The sequence below is a fragment of the Streptomyces sp. NBC_01384 genome (assembly GCF_045040035.1).
Classification (GTDB): domain Bacteria; phylum Actinomycetota; class Actinomycetes; order Streptomycetales; family Streptomycetaceae; genus Streptomyces.
On the sequence record NZ_CP109559.1, the window covers coordinates 7,050,657 to 7,067,878 of the forward strand.

The window sequence follows — 17,222 nt, forward strand, 5'->3', positions numbered from 1 at the left end:
CGCGGCTGGACAGCCGCATGCAAGGTTACTTACCTTCGCCGTCCATGCGGATGCCGGTCACCAGTGTTTCCGCCCGAAGGGGGGTCAGAGTTTCCGTTCGGACAGGTGCCTGTGTTTCCGTTCGCACGGAGCTGTCGCTTCCGTCCGGACGGGTCGGTGCTTCCGCCCGGGCGGTGTGCGGACGATGTGTGAAGCTGCCGAACTGTTATGGCCTGGTTCAGCCGGGGTGAAACACTGGGCAAGCTCCAGTGAGAAGGTCGGGCAGGCCGAGTGCCTTCCAGTCCGCCGAGCAGCAGTACCCGAGCAGCAATACCGAGTACGCCGAGCAGTAATGGTCGACCCTTGCGGGAGGGACACAGTGGAGTCTGGCGCAGCGACGCGGGGCAGTAGGACGCGCGCAGAAGACGGACAGTCCCTGAACAACCGGCGCACGCCACGCAATGGCACCACGGAGGTGGACACGGCTGCCCTGAACCGGCTGCTGGCGGCCCTGGTGTCGATGCGGGACGGCAATTTCCGTAAGCGCCTCACGGTGTCCGGTGATGGCGTGATGTCGGAGGTCGCGGCTGTTTTCAATGAGGTGGCCGATCGCAATCTGCATCTGACGGGCGAGCTGTCGCGGGTGCGGCGGGTGGTCGGGCGTGACGGAAAGCTCACGGAGCGGCTGGAGACGGGCGCCTGCGAGGGTTCGTGGGGGGCCGCGATCGACGCGTCGAACGCGCTCGTCGACGATCTCGTACGACCGGTCTCCGAGGTCGGCCGGGTGCTGTCCGCGGTGGCGGAGGGCGACTTGTCGCCGCGCATGGAGCTGCGGGCGCAGGCGGCGGACGGCAACGGGCATCCGCTGCGCGGGGAGTTCCTGAGGGTCGGGCGGACCGTCAACAATCTGGTCGACCAGCTCTCGACGTTCACCGACGAGGTCACCCGGGTGGCCAGTGAGGTGGGCACCGAGGGCAAGTTGGGCGGGCAGGCCCGGGTGCGTGGGATGTCCGGTTCGTGGAAGGACCTCACGGATTCGGTCAACACCATGGCGTACCGGCTGACGGCCCAGGTGCGTGACATCGCTCTGGTGACGACGGCGGTCGCCAAGGGCGACCTGTCGCGGAAGGTCACCGTGCACGTGGCCGGCGAGATGCTGGAGCTCAAGAACACCGTCAACACGATGGTGGACCAGCTGTCTTCGTTCTCCTCCGAGGTGACGCGTGTCGCGCGCGAGGTGGGTACCGAGGGCGAGCTCGGCGGCCAGGCACAGGTGCCCGGTGTGGCCGGTGTGTGGAAGGACCTCACCGATTCGGTGAACCTGATGGCCGGCAACCTCACGGCGCAGGTGCGTGGGATCGCGCAGGTGACGACGGCGGTCGCGAGCGGTGATCTGTCGCAGAAGGTGACCGTTTCGGCGCGAGGCGAGGTCGCGCAGCTCGCCGAGACGATCAATCAGATGACCGAGACGCTGCGGACGTTCGCGGACGAGGTCACGCGGGTGGCCAACGAGGTCGGTGGCGAGGGGCGGCTCGGCGGCCAGGCGAACGTGCCGGGTGCCGCCGGGACCTGGAAGGACCTGACGGACTCCGTCAACACCGTCTTCCGCAACCTCACCACCCAGGTGCGGGACATCGCCGCGGTGACCACGGCCGTGGCCAACGGTGACCTCTCCCAGAAGGTCACCGTCGACGTGGCCGGCGAGATGCTGGAGCTGAAGAACACCGTCAACACAATGGTCGACCAGCTGTCGTCGTTCGGTGTCGAGGTGACGCGCGTGGCGCGCGAGGTCGGTGTCGAGGGTGAACTGGGCGGCCAGGCACAGGTTCCGGGTGTGGCCGGTACGTGGAAGGACCTCACCGACTCCGTCAACACGGCGTTCCGGAACCTGACGGGTCAGGTCCGCAACATCGCGCAGGTGACGACGGCGGTCGCGAACGGTGACCTGTCGCAGAAGGTCACGGTCGACGTCTCCGGAGAGATGCTTCAGCTGAAGAACACCGTGAACACGATGGTGGACCAGTTGTCGTCGTTCGCCGACCAGGTGACCCGGATGGCCCGGGACGTGGGCACGGAGGGTCGCCTCGGCGGTCAGGCCCGCGTCGACGGCGTATCCGGTACCTGGAAGGAACTCACCGACTCCGTCAACTTCATGGCGGGGAACCTGACCTCGCAGGTACGGCAGATCGCCCAGGTCACCACGGCGGTGGCCCGGGGTGACCTGTCGCAGAAGATCGACGTGGACGCGCGTGGCGAGATCCTGGAGCTGAAGAACACCATCAACACGATGGTGGACCAGCTCTCCGCCTTCGCCGACCAGGTGACGCGGGTGGCCCGCGAGGTGGGTACGGAGGGCCGCCTGGGTGGTCAGGCACAGGTGCCCGGTGTCGCCGGTGTGTGGCGTGACCTGACCGATTCCGTGAACGGCATGGCCGGCAACCTCACCGCTCAGGTGCGCAACATCGCGCAGGTCGCGACCGCGGTGGCCCGGGGTGACCTGTCGCAGAAGATCGACGTGGACGCGCGCGGCGAGATCCTGGAGCTGAAGAACACCCTCAACACGATGGTGGACCAGCTCTCGAACTTCGCCGAGCAGGTGACGCGGGTGGCTCGTGAGGTGGGCACGGAGGGCATGCTCGGCGGTCAGGCCGAGGTGCAGGGTGTCTCCGGCACCTGGAAAGACCTCACGCAGTCCGTCAACTTCATGGCGAACAACCTGACCATTCAGGTGCGCAACATCGCCGAGGTCACGACCGCGGTCGCCATGGGCGACCTGTCCAAGAAGATCACCGTCGACGCCAAGGGCGAGATCCTCGAACTCGTCACCACCGTGAACACGATGGTGGACCAGCTGTCGTCCTTCGCCGAACAGGTGACCCGGGTGGCCCGCGAGGTGGGCACGGAGGGCATCCTCGGCGGTCAGGCCCATGTGCCCGGTGTCACGGGCATCTGGAAGGACCTCAGCAACAACGTGAACCTGATGGCCAACAACCTGACCATGCAGGTGCGCAATATCTCCCAGGTCGCCGCGGCCGTCGCCAACGGCGACCTGACCCGTATGGTGACGATCGAGGCGCGCGGCGAGGTCGCGCAGCTCGCCGACACCTTCAACACCATGGTGAAGACGCTGAGTTCGTTCGCCGACCAGGTCACCAAGGTGGCCCGCGAGGTGGGCACGGACGGCATCCTCGGCGGGCAGGCGCACGTCCCGGGGGTCGCCGGTACGTGGAAGGACCTCACCGAGTCCGTGAACGGGATGGCGTCCAACCTGACCGGCCAGGTGCGCAACATCGCGATGGTCACCACGGCCATCGCCAAGGGCGACCTGACCAAGAAGATCGACATCGACGCGCGTGGCGAGATCCTGGAGCTGAAGACCACCATCAACACGATGGTCGACCAGCTGTCGTCCTTCGCCGAGGAGGTCACCCGAGTCGCCCGCGAGGTGGGCACCGAGGGGCAGCTGGGCGGCCAGGCGCGGGTGCGTGACGTCGACGGAACCTGGCGTGACCTCACCGAGTCGGTGAACGAGATGGCCGGGAACCTGACCCGGCAGGTGCGTGCCATCGCCCGCGTGGCGACCGCGGTGACCCGTGGTGACCTGAACCTGAAGATCGATGTGGACGCCTCGGGCGAGATCCAGGAGCTTCAGGACTACATCAACAAGATGATCGCCAACCTGCGCGACACCACGATCGCCAACAAGGAGCAGGACTGGCTCAAGGGCAACCTCGCACGCATCTCCGCGCTGATGCAGGGGCGGCGCGACCTCGACGACGTGGCCTCGCTGATCATGAGCGAGCTGACGCCGGTGGTCTCCGCGCAGCACGGTGCGTTCTTCCTCTCCATGCCGCTCGTCGACGGCAAGGAGGCGGGCAGCGACGAGGACGCGTACGAGCTGCGCATGCTCGGGTCGTACGGCTACTCGATGGGCTCCATGCCGACCTCGTTCCGGCCCGGTGAGGCGCTGATCGGGACGGCCGCCAAGGAGAGGCGCACGATCCTGGTGGAGAACGCGCCGAGTGGCTATCTGAAGATCTCGTCCGGGCTCGGCGAGGCGCCCCCGGCGCAGGTGATCGTGCTTCCGGTGCTCTTCGAGGGGACCGTGCTCGGCGTCATCGAACTGGCGTCCTTCACTCCGTTCACGCAGATCCAGAAGGACTTCCTCAACCAGATCGCCGAGATGATCGCGACGAGTGTCAACACCATCTCCGTCAATACCAAGACGGAGGTGCTGCTGAAGCAGTCGCAGGAGCTCACCGAGCAACTCCAGGAACGTTCGGCCGAGTTGGAGAGCCGTCAGAAGGCGCTCCAGGATTCCAACGCCCAGCTGGAGGAGAAGGCCGAGCAGCTTGCCCAGCAGAACCGCGACATCGAGGTCAAGAACACCGAGATCGAAGAGGCCCGCCAGGTCCTGGAGGAGCGTGCCGAGCAGCTCGCGGTCTCCATGCGCTACAAGAGCGAGTTCCTGGCGAACATGTCGCACGAGCTGCGCACACCGCTCAATTCCCTGCTGATCCTCGCCAAGTTGCTCGCCGACAACGCCGAGTCGAATCTGACTCCGAAGCAGGTCGAGTTCGCCGAAACGATCCACGGTGCGGGTTCCGACCTGCTCCAGCTGATCAACGACATCCTCGATCTGTCGAAGGTCGAGGCGGGCAAGATGGATGTGTCGCCGACCCGCATCGCGCTGGTCCAACTCGTCGACTACGTAGAGGCCACTTTCCGGCCGCTGACCGCGGAGAAGGGCCTCGATTTCTCCGTCCGGGTCTCCCCGGAACTGCCCGCCACGCTGCACACCGACGAACAGCGCCTCCTCCAGGTGCTGCGCAACCTGCTCTCCAACGCGGTGAAGTTCACCGACTCCGGAGCGGTCGAATTGGTGATCCGGCCCGCCGGTGCCGACGTTCCGGTGGCGATCCGGGAGCAGCTCCTGGAGGCCGGTTCGCTGCGGGACGCGGACGCCGATCTGATCGCGTTCTCGGTGACCGACACCGGCATCGGGATCGCCGCCAGCAAGATGCGGGTGATTTTCGAGGCCTTCAAGCAGGCGGACGGTACGACGAGCAGGAAGTACGGCGGTACGGGGCTGGGGCTGTCCATCTCGCGGGAGATCGCGCGCCTGCTGGGCGGTGAGATCCACGCGCAGAGCGAGCCGGGCCGCGGCTCGACGTTCACGCTGTATTTGCCGCTGCACCCGAGCGAACTGCCTCCGCAGGGCTACGGGCAGCTCGTGCCCGCTCTGGGAGCCGGGGAGCTGCTCGCCTCCGAGGCGGAGCTGTCCGGGGTGGACATCGAGACGCCGGCCGAGGTGAAGTCGTACCAGGAGACGCAGAACGGGGCCGCCGCGCTCTTCAGGCGGCGCCGTAGGGCGATCACCGGGACCGAGCAGCGGCCGGAGCTGCCGGGGCAGCCGAACGGGGTCGCGGGCGCGGCTCAGGACCAGTGGGCGGCCGGGGGCCGGCCGGACGCGGCGGCGCAGCCGGGCCGCGGCATCCGGTTCGAGGGCGAGAAGGTGCTGATCGTCGACGACGACATCCGCAACGTGTTCGCGCTCACCAGCGTCCTGGAGCAGCACGGCCTTTCGGTGCTGTACGCGGAGAACGGCCGTGAGGGCATCGAGGTCCTGGAGCAGCACGACGATGTGACGGTCGTCCTGATGGACATCATGATGCCCGAGATGGACGGTTACGCCACGGCGACGGCGATTCGCCGGATGCCGCAGTTCGCCGGACTGCCGATCATCGCGCTCACGGCGAAGGCGATGAAGGGCGACCGGGAGAAGGCCATCGAGTCCGGCGCGTCCGATTACGTCACCAAGCCGGTCGATCCCGATCACCTGCTCTCCGTGATGGAGCAGTGGATGCGCGAGGAGTGAGCGGGATGGGGGTCGCCGTGTGGTGCCGGCGACCGGGACGCCCGGATGTGCGCGCCGAGTCGGCGGCGCGGGGCGCCCGACGTCGTATAACTGACTGTGGCCGAAGCCGTGTAGAAGTGCGGGATTCGGGGAACCTTCTGGTCCCCCGCTACGTTTCTGCTACGTGCACAGTGACATCGCGGTGACAGGGTGTGTCGACAGGCGGGGTGCGGCTACCATGACCGGCACAAGGACGGGCGACGCAAGGGAGTCGTCCCCTGGGGCGGCGCCCGGTGCACTGCCGGGGCGAGGAGGGCGGGCCATGGTGCAGAAGGCCAAGATCCTTCTGGTCGATGACCGGCCGGAGAATCTGCTGGCGCTGGAGGCGATCCTCTCCGCGCTCGATCAGACACTGGTACGGGCATCGTCCGGGGAGGAAGCGCTCAAAGCACTACTGACGGACGACTTCGCGGTCATTCTGCTGGACGTACAGATGCCGGGAATGGACGGTTTCGAAACCGCCGCGCACATCAAGCGGCGAGAACGGACCCGGGACATCCCGATCATCTTCCTCACGGCGATCAACCACGGCCCGCATCACACCTTCCGGGGGTACGCGGCGGGTGCGGTGGACTACATCTCCAAGCCGTTCGACCCATGGGTGCTGCGTGCGAAGGTCTCGGTCTTCGTCGAGCTCTACATGAAGAACTGCCAACTGCGTGAGCAGGCCGCGCTGCTGCGGCTCCAGTTGGAGGGCGGTGGCAAGGTGGCGCTCGGCACGGCCAAGGAGCCGGCCGGTCTCCTCGCCGAACTGTCCGCGCGGCTTGCGGCCGTTGAGGAGCAGGCCGAGGCGCTGTCCAAGCAGCTCGACGACGACTCGGCGGACGCGGCGGCGGTGGCGACGGCGGCCCATCTCGAACGAAAACTCACGGGATTGCGGCGGGCGCTGGATGCGCTGGAGCCGGGCACAGGGAGCGGGGCACCGTCGGTGCCGTCGCAGAACTGACCGTCACCGCGTCCTGCGTGTGCCGCGTTCGCGGTGAGCCCGCGTCAGTTCCGGTCCCTGGTACGGACGACACGAACGGGTGAAGCAGTAGGCGCACGTGTCCGCTGTCGTCTCCACCGGTAACCTCACACACATGGCCTCACGTCAGTCCGCAGCCAAGAAGCCGCCCGCGAAGAAGGCGGCCGCTCCGACGAAGGCTCCGGCGAAGAAGGCCCCCGCGAAAAAGGCAGCCGCCAAGAAGGCGCCTGCCAAAAGGGTCGCGGCGAGGAAGCCCGCACCCGCGCCGGCGCCCAACCCGACCGCGGGTGTGTACAAGCTCGCACGCGCCGTGTGGCTGGGCGTCGCGCACGCCGTCGGCGCGATGTTCCGCGGCATAGGGCGGGGTGCCAAGGGGCTCGACCCGGCGCACCGCAAGGACGGTCTCGCGCTCCTGCTGATCGGCCTCGCGTTGATCGTCGCGGCGGGCACGTGGTCCAATCTGCGCGGTCCGGTCGGAGACCTCGTCGAGATGCTGGTGACCGGCGCGTTCGGCCGCCTCGACCTGCTCGTTCCGATACTGCTCGCGGTCATCGCGGCCCGCTTCCTCCGGCACCCCGAGAAGCCGGAGGCCAACGGACGCATCGTGATCGGCCTGTCCGCGCTCGTCATCGGTGTGCTCGGGCAGGTCCACATCGCCTGCGGGGCGCCCGCGCGCAGCGACGGCATGCAGGCGATAAGGGACGCGGGCGGGCTCATCGGCTGGGGGGCGTCCACCCCGCTGACATACACGATGGGCGACGTCCTCGCGGTACCGCTGCTGGTGCTGCTCACGGTCTTCGGACTGCTGGTCGTCACGGCGACCCCGGTCAACGCGATCCCGCAGCGGCTGCGGCTGCTCGGGCAGAAGCTGGGCGTCGTTCAGGCCGATCCCGAGGAGGACGCTCTCGGCGAGGACGACGAGCGCTACGACGAGCAGTGGCGCGAGGCGCTTCCCGCGCGCTCCCGGAGGCGCTCGCGCGCCCCTGAGGGGTACGACGCGGAGAGCGCCGAGGAGGAAGCGCTCACCAAGCGCCGTGGTCGTCCCCGGCGGCCTGCCGTGCAGCAGCCCGACATGAACCGGCCGATGGACGCGGTGGACGTCGCCGCGGCGGCCGCTGCCGCGCTCGACGGGGCCGTGCTGCACGGGATGCCGCCCTCGCCGCTGGTCGCCGATCTGACGCAGGGCGTCACCTCGGAGCGCGACGAGTACGAGGAGACGACGCCGGTGCCGGCCGCGCGCGCCAAGGCCGTACCGGGCGCCAAGCGGCCCAAGCAGGAGGCCCTGGCCGTCGAGTCCGTCGTGCCCGACCTCACCAAGGCCGCGCCCGACGAGCCGCGTGATCTGCCCCCGCGCGCGGAGCAGCTCCAGCTCTCCGGCGACATCACCTACTCCCTGCCGTCGCTCGACCTCCTGGAGCGCGGCGGCCCAGGCAAGACGCGCAGCGCCGCCAACGACGCCGTAGTCGCCTCCCTGCAGAACGTCTTCATGGAGTTCAAGGTCGACGCCGCCGTCACCGGTTTCACCCGCGGTCCGACGGTGACGCGTTACGAGGTCGAACTAGGTCCCGCGGTGAAGGTCGAGCGGATCACCGCGCTCACCAAGAACATCGCGTACGCCGTCGCCAGCCCCGACGTGCGGATCATCAGCCCGATCCCCGGCAAGTCGGCGGTCGGCATCGAGATCCCCAACACCGACCGCGAGATGGTCAACCTCGGTGACGTGCTGCGCCTCGCGGACGCTGCGGAGGACGACCACCCGATGCTGGTCGCGCTCGGCAAGGACGTCGAGGGCGGCTATGTGATGGCCAACCTCGCGAAGATGCCGCACATGCTCGTCGCCGGAGCCACCGGTTCCGGTAAATCCTCGTGCATTAACTGCCTGATTACGTCCGTCATGGTCCGCGCGACTCCTGAGGACGTGCGGATGGTCCTCGTCGACCCCAAGCGTGTCGAGCTGACCGCGTACGAGGGCATCCCGCACCTGATCACGCCGATCATCACCAACCCGAAGCGGGCCGCCGAGGCGCTGCAGTGGGTCGTACGGGAGATGGATCTGCGCTACGACGACCTTGCGGCGTTCGGTTACCGGCACATCGACGACTTCAACGAGGCCATCAGGAACGGCAAGGTGAAGCTGCCCGAGGGCAGTGAGCGCGAGCTGACGCCGTACCCGTACCTGCTGGTGATCGTCGACGAGCTCGCCGACCTCATGATGGTCGCCCCGCGCGACGTCGAGGACGCGATCGTGCGCATCACGCAACTCGCGCGCGCGGCCGGCATCCACCTCGTGCTCGCCACCCAGCGGCCGTCCGTCGATGTCGTCACCGGTCTGATCAAGGCGAACGTGCCGTCCCGGCTCGCCTTCGCCACGTCGTCGCTGGCGGACTCGCGGGTCATCCTCGACCAGCCGGGCGCCGAGAAGCTGATCGGCAAGGGCGACGGGCTCTTCCTGCCGATGGGGGCCAACAAGCCGACCCGTATGCAGGGCGCCTTCGTCACCGAGGACGAGGTCGCGGCCATCGTGCAGCACTGCAAGGACCAGATGGCGCCCGTCTTCCGGGACGACGTCACCGTGGGCACCAAGCAGAAGAAGGAGATCGACGAGGACATCGGCGACGACCTCGACCTGCTGTGCGCCGCCGCCGAGCTGGTCGTCACCTCGCAGTTCGGCTCCACCTCGATGCTCCAGCGCAAGCTGCGCGTCGGCTTCGCCAAGGCAGGGCGACTGATGGATCTCATGGAGTCCCGCGGCATCGTCGGCCCGAGCGAAGGCTCCAAGGCGCGTGACGTTCTCGTGAAGGCCGACGAGTTGGATGGAGTGCTCGCCGTGATACGTGGGGAAGCTGAAGCGTAGACCTTCTGGCGGAGGGAAACGGGACAGGACGGTCACCGTACGGGTGAGTTCGTGGCGCCCCGGGCATGGCGCGGGGCGATCGACGGTATGCCGTTGATATTCGAACGTGACTCACCTGTAAGCGATCGGCGGGCAACCGTTTCCCTTCGACGTACGTCAAGTTGAGCGAAGGGAAACGTCCATGTCCCAGCATCAGGATGACCGGCCATTCTGATGGCGTACAAAGTCCTACCGCCCGGTTGCCCCACCCTTTCGCAACCCCCCTAAACTGAACCTCCAGCACAGGTGGCTACACGCTCGAAAGGCGCCCCCGTGTCCATCGGCAACTCCCCTGACGGCAACTCCCCTGAAGACGAGCGCCCGTTCGAAGAGCATCGAGAAGAAGGCCTTTCGATCGGCCGTGCTCTGCAGCAGGCACGCATCGAGGCCGGACTGACCGTCGACGACGTCAGCAACGCCACCCGGGTCCGTATCGCCATCGTGCACGCGATCGAGCAGGACGACTTCGCTCCCTGTGGCGGTGACGTCTACGCGCGCGGCCACATCCGGACCCTCGCCCGTGCCGTGCACCTCGATCCGGCCCCGCTGCTCGCCCGCTACGACGCCGAGCACGGCGGGCGCCCCGCGCCGACCCCGGCAGCCCCGCTCTTCGAGGCGGAACGTATCCGCCCGGAGCGCCGCGGGCCGAACTGGACCGCCGCCATGGTCGCGGCGATCGTCGCCGTGATCGGCTTCGTCGGGTTCACCGCGGTCAAGGGCAGCGGCGGGAGTGACGCGAAGTCGCAGGTCGCCGAGGGGTCCACGCCGACCGCCAGCACCTCCGCCCCCTCGGCCGGCCCCAAGACCAGCAAGCCCGCCGAGCCGAAGTCGGACCCTTCGGACAGCGCCATCGCGGCCGCACCGCAGGACAAGGTGACCGTCCAGGTGAGCGCCCCCGACGGGCGCAGCTGGATCTCCGCGAAGGACCACAACGGCCGGCTCCTCTTCGACGGTCTGCTCAAGCAGGGCGAGTCCAAGACCTTCCAGGACAAGACGAAGATCGACCTGGTCCTCGGCGACGCGGGCGCGATCCAGCTCTACGTCAACGGCAAGAAGATCGACGATCAGTTCCAGCCCGGCCAGGTCGAGCGGCTCACGTACACGAAGGGCGACCCCGTCGTCGGATGACTTCGGGCAACCGTGGCGCCGGACAACGGGCTCACGAAGTGGGCGGATAAAGGGCTCACGGCATAGGCGGGTACGGGGTTGGCCAAGATCGGCCAACCCCGTCGACGTGGGCTGTCAGTGAGACAAAGTAGTCTTGAGCCCATGCCTGAACGCCGTACCGTCGCACTCGTCACCCTTGGCTGCGCCCGTAACGAGGTGGACTCGGAGGAGCTCGCAGGCCGCTTGGAGGCGGACGGCTGGCAACTCGTGGAGGACGCCGAAGAAGCGGACGTCGCCGTCGTCAACACCTGTGGCTTCGTCGAGGCCGCCAAGAAGGACTCCGTCGACGCCCTCCTGGAAGCCAATGACCTCAAGGGGCATGGCAGAACCCAGGCCGTCGTGGCGGTGGGCTGCATGGCCGAGCGGTACGGCAAGGAGCTCGCCGAGGCCCTCCCCGAGGCCGACGGCGTACTCGGCTTCGACGACTACGCGGACATCTCCGACCGCCTCCAGACCATCCTGAACGGCGGCATCCACGCCTCGCACACCCCGCGCGACCGGCGCAAGCTGCTGCCGATCAGCCCCGCCGAGCGGCAGAGCGCGGGCGAGGAGGTGGCCCTTCCCGGCCACGGAGCCCCCTCGGACCTGCCGGAGGGTGTGGCCCCGGTGTCCGGCCCCCGTGCGCCCCTGCGCCGCCGTCTGGACGGCTCCCCGGTCGCCTCGGTGAAGCTCGCCTCCGGCTGCGACCGGCGCTGTTCCTTCTGCGCCATCCCGTCCTTCCGCGGCTCCTTCATCTCACGCCGCCCCAGCGACGTACTGAACGAGACCCGCTGGCTGGCCGAGCAGGGCGTCAAGGAGATCATGCTGGTCTCCGAGAACAACACCTCGTACGGCAAGGATCTGGGCGACATCCGCCTCCTGGAGACCATGCTGCCCGAGCTCGCCGAGATCGACGGCATCGAGCGCGTGCGGGTCAGTTACCTGCAGCCCGCGGAGATGCGTCCCGGGCTCATCGACGTGCTCACCTCCACGCCGAACATCGCGCCCTACTTCGACCTGTCCTTCCAGCACTCCGCGCCCGACGTGCTGCGTGCGATGCGGCGCTTCGGCGACACCGATCGCTTCCTGGAACTGCTCGACACCATCCGCTCCAAGGCCCCGCAGGCCGGTGTGCGGTCCAACTTCATCGTGGGCTTCCCGGGCGAGACCGAGGCCGACCTCGCGGAGCTGGAGCGCTTCCTCACGGGCGCGCGCCTCGACGCGATCGGTGTCTTCGGGTACTCCGACGAGGAGGGTACTGAAGCGGCGACGTACGAGAACAAGCTGGACGAGGACGTCGTCGCCGAGCGCCTCGCGCGCGTGTCCCGGCTCGCCGAGGAGTTGGTCGCGCAGCGCGCCGAAGAGCGCGTCGGGGAGACCGTGCACGTGCTCGTGGAGTCCCTCGACGGGGACGAGGGCGCGTACGGCCGGGCTGCGCACCAGGCGCCGGAGACGGACGGCCAGGTGCTGTTCACGAGCGGCGAAGGTCTGACCGTCGGCCGTATCGTCGAGGCCAAGGTGGTCGGTACGGAAGGTGTCGACCTGGTGGCCGAGCCGCTCCTGGGCTCGCTCCCGTGTACTGAGGAGGCGGCCAGATGACCGGAGTCCCGGCATCCGCGGCGGGCGGCTCCCCCAGCGCGAAAGGCGCGGCGGGCGCTCCCGGCGTTCCCGGGGGCTCCAAGCCGGCGCGGGGCGGGAAGCTGGGCGCTGTGGCCGTCAACCAGGCCAGCCTCTGGAACATCGCGAACATCCTGACCATGATCCGGCTCGTCCTCGTGCCGGGCTTCGTGGCGCTGATGCTGGCCGACGGCGGGTACGACCCCGCCATGCGCGCCTGGGCGTGGGCGGCGTTCGCCGTCGCCATGGTCACCGACGTCTTCGACGGCCACCTGGCGCGCACGTACAACCTGGTCACCGACTTCGGGAAGATCGCCGACCCCATCGCCGACAAGGCGATCATGGGGGCGGCGCTGATCTGTCTGTCCGCCCTGGGTGATCTGCCGTGGTGGGTGACGGGCGTGATCCTCGGGCGTGAGCTCGGGATCACCCTGCTGCGCTTCCTGGTGATCCGCTACGGCGTCATTCCGGCAAGCCGGGGCGGCAAGCTGAAGACCCTGACACAGGGCGTGGCGGTCGGGATGTACGTCCTGGCGCTGACGGGCCCGCTGGCCACCCTGAGATTCTGGGTGATGGCGGTGGCGGTCGTCCTGACCGTCGTCACCGGGCTTGACTACGTAAGACAGGCCATTGTGCTGCGCAGGAGCGGAATCGCCGAGCGGCAGGCGGCGGCCGAGGAGGCGGAACGGTGAGTTCCACGGCCGCCGAGGTGCTGCGACTACTCATGGTGAGGGGCGAGACGCTCGCCGTGGCCGAGTCGCTGACCGGCGGTCTGGTGGCGGCGGAGATCACTGCGACGCCGGGGGCCTCCCAGGCCTTCCGGGGCTCCGTGACCGCGTACGCCACCGAACTCAAGCACGAACTGCTGGGAGTCGACGCCACTCTGCTGGCCGAACGCGGTGCGGTGGATCCGCAGGTCGCGGCCCAGATGGCGGCTGGTGTGCGCAAGGCGCTCGGCGCCGACTGGGGGATCGCGACGACGGGCGTCGCCGGTCCCGAACCGCAGGACGGGCAGCCGGTCGGCACCGTCTTCGTGGCCGTCGACGGGCCATCCCGGGCATCTTTTCATACCGCTGGCGGCGGGAAAGTGCTGGCGCTGCGGTTGAACGGCGACCGGGCGGAAATCCGTATGGAGAGTGTACGGAGCGTACTCGCACTGCTCCTGAAGGGGCTGGCGGGCGAACAGACCGGGAATGAGCGGGCACAGGATACGGAACAGAACGGGGGGTTTTGATGTTTGCAGCCCTGAGTGAACACGACATCGCTCCCCGCACGGCCGCGGCGCAAGGCGGTACGGTGGGGCGTGAAGGATGCGGCTACGCGGTCCGAGGAGGGAGCCACCGATGATTCTGCTCCGTCGCCTGCTTGGTGACGTGCTGCGTCGGCAGCGCCAGCGCCAGGGCCGTACTCTGCGCGAAGTCTCCTCGTCCGCCCGAGTTTCACTCGGCTATCTCTCCGAGGTGGAGCGGGGGCAGAAGGAGGCGTCCTCCGAGCTGCTCTCCGCCATCTGCGACGCGCTGGACGTACGGATGTCCGAGCTCATGCGGGAAGTGAGCGACGAGCTCGCTCTCGCCGAGCTGGCCCAGTCTGCAGCGGCCACCGAGCCGGTGCACACACCGGTGCGCCGTCCGATGCTGAATTCCGTGTCGGTCACCGGCGTTCCACCGGAACGGGTCACCATCAAGGCGCCAGCCGAGGCGGTCGACGTCGTCGCCGCCTGACCGCTCACGAGCTCGCGCTCATGAGCTGAGCATGCTTGTGAAAGCCCCGGCCGGGGCTGCTTCAGGGAGACCTGGAGCGGGTTCGGCCGGGGCTTTCGCTGTCTGTCGGGGCGCTTGCGCGTCCATCGGGGCTTTGCTTGTCTGCCGGGATTCCGCTTCCGTTCCTCCGACCTCCCTCGAGTGACCTGAATTGTTCATATATGCCATGGTTGATGGGGTCGAGAGAATCGGAGGATCCCGATGTACGTCGTGAAGAGCCCGTTGTCCGACGCGGACCTCAAGACCGTGTCCGGCGCGCTGCAGGGAGCCCTGGTCGACCTGCTGGACCTCTCCCTGGTGGCGAAGCAGGTCCACTGGAACGTCGTCGGGCCGCGCTTCCGCTCCATCCATCTCCAGCTCGACGAGGTCGTGGACACCGCGCGACTGCACTCCGACACGGTGGCGGAGCGCGCCTCGACGCTGGGTGTTTCGCCCGACGGCCGGGCCGCGACCGTGGCCACCAGCAGCGGCATCGGTCCGACGCCCGAGGGCTGGGTCAAGGACACCGATGCCGTGGAAACGCTCGTGGACGGGCTCAGTGCTGTGATCGCCCGGATGCGGGAGCGGGTGGAGGCGACCGGCGAGGCCGATCCGGTGAGCCAGGACATCTTCATCCAGATCACGGCCGACCTCGAGAAGCATCACTGGATGTTCCAGGCGGAGAACGGGTGACGCCCGCAGGAGGTGGGCGGCCACCTTCGGTGAGCGCGGGGCGCCCCTCGGCGGCCACCGGGCGCCGGGGCCCGCTCCGGATGTGCCGGGGGTGCGCCTCTGTGCCGTTGGTGCGCCCTGCCGATGGATGAGGGCGCGGGTCTAGCTTCGGGCTGGAGGTGGGCACCATGGCAGGGCGGATAGCGCGCTGGGGGGTTGCGCTGGGGCTCGGTGCGCTGTGGTGGTGGGGGGCGCTCCGGCTCGTGCTGGCGCCCGACGCCGGGGTGCTGGAGGGGGCGGTCGTGGCCGGCGGGTGGGGGCTGAGTCTGTTGCCGGTGCACTGTGTGCCGAAGGCGCGGGTCGGGGGAGCCGCCGGGGCGGATCACGTGCGGGAGGGGTGGCGGCGTGGAGCGCGTCGGAGGCGCGCGCCGGGGACTTCGTAGGGGACAGGGCGCTCGGTAGGGGTGGGAGGGGGTGGGTGCGGCGCGTTTGGGGGCGCGTGGCGCTCGTGGGTGTCCGGTACGTCGGGGGCGCGTCAGGGGGCGCGTTGAGGTACCGGTGGAGGGCGCGGCGTGGCGCGCTCGGGGGGTAGGGGGCTGTGAGGCGGCGGCGTAGGGGTGCTGGGGGTTGCTGGGGGGCTACCAAGGCATCGCGACGCCGCCGTTCGGGCGGAGGATCTGGCCCGTGGTGAACGCCGAGGCGTCGGAGGCCAGGTGCAGCACGGCGTGGGCGATGTCCTCGGGTTCGCCGACCCGGCCCAGCGGTGACAGCCGGGCCATGACCGCTTCGGTGCGCGCCTGCGCCTCCCCGTGGCGGTCGGTCATCGGCGTACGCGTCCAGCCGGGTGCGACGGCGTTGACGCGGATGCCGTGCGGGCCGATCTCGGTCGCCAGGGTCTTCGTCAACTGCACCACGGCCGCCTTCGCCGCGCCGTAGCAGAGCAGGCCGGGGCCGCCGGTGTCGATGGCGCTCGACGCCATCGTGACGATGCTTCCACGGACACCCTGCGCGATCATGAGGCGGGCGGCTTCCTGGCAGGCGTGGAGCACGCCCTTGAAGTTGACGCTCAGCACCCGGTCGAGATCCTCGTCCCGGGTCTCCAGGACCGGGCTGCTGTGCATGATCCCGGCGACCGCCACCATGACATCGAGGCGCTCGCAGGACATGACGGCCTGGTGCAGCTGCGCGCGGTCGGTGACGTCGAGTGGGTGGGTGTCGGCCGTGCCCCCGTGGTCCTTGATGAGGGTCGCCGTCTCGTGGAGGCCCTGCGTGTCGCGGTCCGCGCAGTGGACGGTGGCCCCCGCCTCCGCCAGCAGGACGGCCGATGCGCGGCCGATGCCGCTGGCGGCGCCGGTGACGAATGCGGTGCGTCCGGTGAGGTCGTACGCCTTGACGGGCATGAAGGGACCGTACGAGGGTTTCTGACGGGTCGTCAATCGGTCGCGCGGTGGGGAGTCGTACGAGGTTCGGTGGCCCGCGGGGGCGGGGTGACGCCCGGTGCCGGCGTGGGGCCCGCCTGGCATGTCGGGCACCAGTAGGCGGGGCGCTCACGGGAGCCGTCGCCCTGGTCGGCCCGGCGGATCGAGGTGCGGCAGCGCAGACAGGGGCGGGGCGCGCGGCCGTACACGAAGAGGTTCTGGTCGCGGCGGCCCGTGGTGCTGCGGGACGGGCGGTCGCGGTTGGCCTCGAGGAGCTTCTTGGCGAGGACGGGCAGCTGGGCGGCGCGGTCCGCGGGGAGCTCGCCGACCGGGAGCCAGGGGGTGACCCGGAGGAGGAAGCAGAGCTCACTCTTGTAGACATTGCCGATGCCGGCGAGGTTGCGCTGGTCGAGCAGGGCCTCGCCGAGGGGACGGGCAGGGTCTCGGAGGAGGTTCTCCAGAGCGTTGGCGGGGTCCCAGTCCGGGCCGAGGAGATCGGGGCCGAGATGGCCGACGGCGCGGTCCTCGTCCGTGGTGCGGAGCAGCTCCAGTACGGGGAGCCGGTATCCGACGGCCGTGCGGTCCGCGGTGCCGAGGATCGCACGGATCTGATGGGCGGGGCCGCCGCTCCAGCGCTGTCCGTTCGCGTACACCTTCCAGGAGCCGTCCATCCGCAGATGCGAGTGCAGCGTCAGGCCGCCCTCCATCCGGGTGAGGAGATGCTTGCCGCGCGGGGTGACGTCCAGGACGGTACGGCCGGTGAGGTCGGCGGTGGCGTACTCGGGCACCCTCAGGTCGGATCGGGTCAGCACCTTTCCCGCGAGGGCGATGTGCAGTCGCCTCGCGGCCTGCCAGACGGTGTCTCCTTCGGGCATGG

12 protein-coding genes are annotated in these 17,222 nt (G+C 68.9%); 10 read left to right on the forward strand and 2 right to left on the reverse strand.

Going from position 1 to position 17,222, the window contains the following annotated elements; all coding sequences use genetic code 11:
* Positions 1 to 358 precede the first annotated feature (358 nt).
* From OG747_RS32345 to OG747_RS32390, 10 genes are all read left to right on the forward strand, one after another.
* Positions 359 to 5,857, forward strand: coding sequence for a HAMP domain-containing protein (locus tag OG747_RS32345; protein ID WP_405882899.1), 5,499 nt, complete (start codon positions 359 to 361; stop codon positions 5,855 to 5,857).
* 301 nt (positions 5,858 to 6,158) lie between these two features.
* A complete protein-coding gene (locus OG747_RS32350; RefSeq protein ID WP_266701891.1) occupies positions 6,159 to 6,842 on the forward strand; it encodes a two-component system response regulator in 684 nt (227 codons plus the stop codon).
* Positions 6,843 to 6,975: 133 nt separating this feature from the next.
* Entirely contained in the window at positions 6,976 to 9,714 is a 2,739-nt protein-coding gene (locus tag OG747_RS32355; RefSeq protein ID WP_405882900.1) for a DNA translocase FtsK, read from the forward strand.
* A gap of 312 nt (positions 9,715 to 10,026) precedes the next feature.
* A complete protein-coding gene (locus OG747_RS32360; protein ID WP_405882901.1) occupies positions 10,027 to 10,881 on the forward strand; it encodes a helix-turn-helix domain-containing protein in 855 nt (284 codons plus the stop codon).
* A 141-nt stretch (positions 10,882 to 11,022) separates the two neighbouring features.
* Complete coding sequence (rimO, locus tag OG747_RS32365; protein ID WP_405882902.1) at positions 11,023 to 12,498, forward strand: 30S ribosomal protein S12 methylthiotransferase RimO; 1,476 nt, start codon at positions 11,023 to 11,025, stop codon at positions 12,496 to 12,498.
* Positions 12,495 to 13,208 carry a CDP-diacylglycerol--glycerol-3-phosphate 3-phosphatidyltransferase gene (pgsA, locus tag OG747_RS32370; protein ID WP_405882903.1) on the forward strand — a complete coding sequence of 238 codons (714 nt, stop codon included), beginning with the start codon at positions 12,495 to 12,497 and terminating at the stop codon, positions 13,206 to 13,208. Before rimO ends, pgsA begins: the two co-directional genes overlap by 4 nt.
* Entirely contained in the window at positions 13,205 to 13,750 is a 546-nt protein-coding gene (locus OG747_RS32375; protein ID WP_405882904.1) for a CinA family protein, read from the forward strand. The genes pgsA and OG747_RS32375 overlap by 4 nt, the downstream gene beginning before the upstream one ends.
* A 109-nt stretch (positions 13,751 to 13,859) precedes the next feature.
* Positions 13,860 to 14,237, forward strand: coding sequence for a helix-turn-helix domain-containing protein (locus OG747_RS32380; RefSeq protein ID WP_405882905.1), 378 nt, complete (start codon positions 13,860 to 13,862; stop codon positions 14,235 to 14,237).
* A gap of 240 nt (positions 14,238 to 14,477) precedes the next feature.
* Positions 14,478 to 14,948 (forward strand): Dps family protein, encoded by a 471-nt coding sequence (locus OG747_RS32385; RefSeq protein ID WP_405882906.1) that lies wholly within the window; start codon positions 14,478 to 14,480, stop codon positions 14,946 to 14,948.
* 167 nt (positions 14,949 to 15,115) lie between these two features.
* Positions 15,116 to 15,370, forward strand: a complete 255-nt coding sequence (locus OG747_RS32390; RefSeq protein WP_405882907.1) for a hypothetical protein — start codon at positions 15,116 to 15,118, stop codon at positions 15,368 to 15,370.
* A gap of 195 nt (positions 15,371 to 15,565) precedes the next feature.
* Here the strand turns inward: OG747_RS32390 and OG747_RS32395 are convergent, their stop codons facing one another.
* Both OG747_RS32395 and OG747_RS32400 read right to left on the reverse strand, forming a co-directional pair.
* Entirely contained in the window at positions 15,566 to 16,327 is a 762-nt protein-coding gene (locus OG747_RS32395; protein ID WP_405882908.1) for an SDR family NAD(P)-dependent oxidoreductase, read from the reverse strand.
* A 32-nt stretch (positions 16,328 to 16,359) separates the two neighbouring features.
* Positions 16,360 to 17,220 (reverse strand): Fpg/Nei family DNA glycosylase, encoded by an 861-nt coding sequence (locus OG747_RS32400; RefSeq protein ID WP_405882909.1) that lies wholly within the window; start codon positions 17,218 to 17,220, stop codon positions 16,360 to 16,362.
* Positions 17,221 to 17,222: the final 2 nt, after the last annotated feature.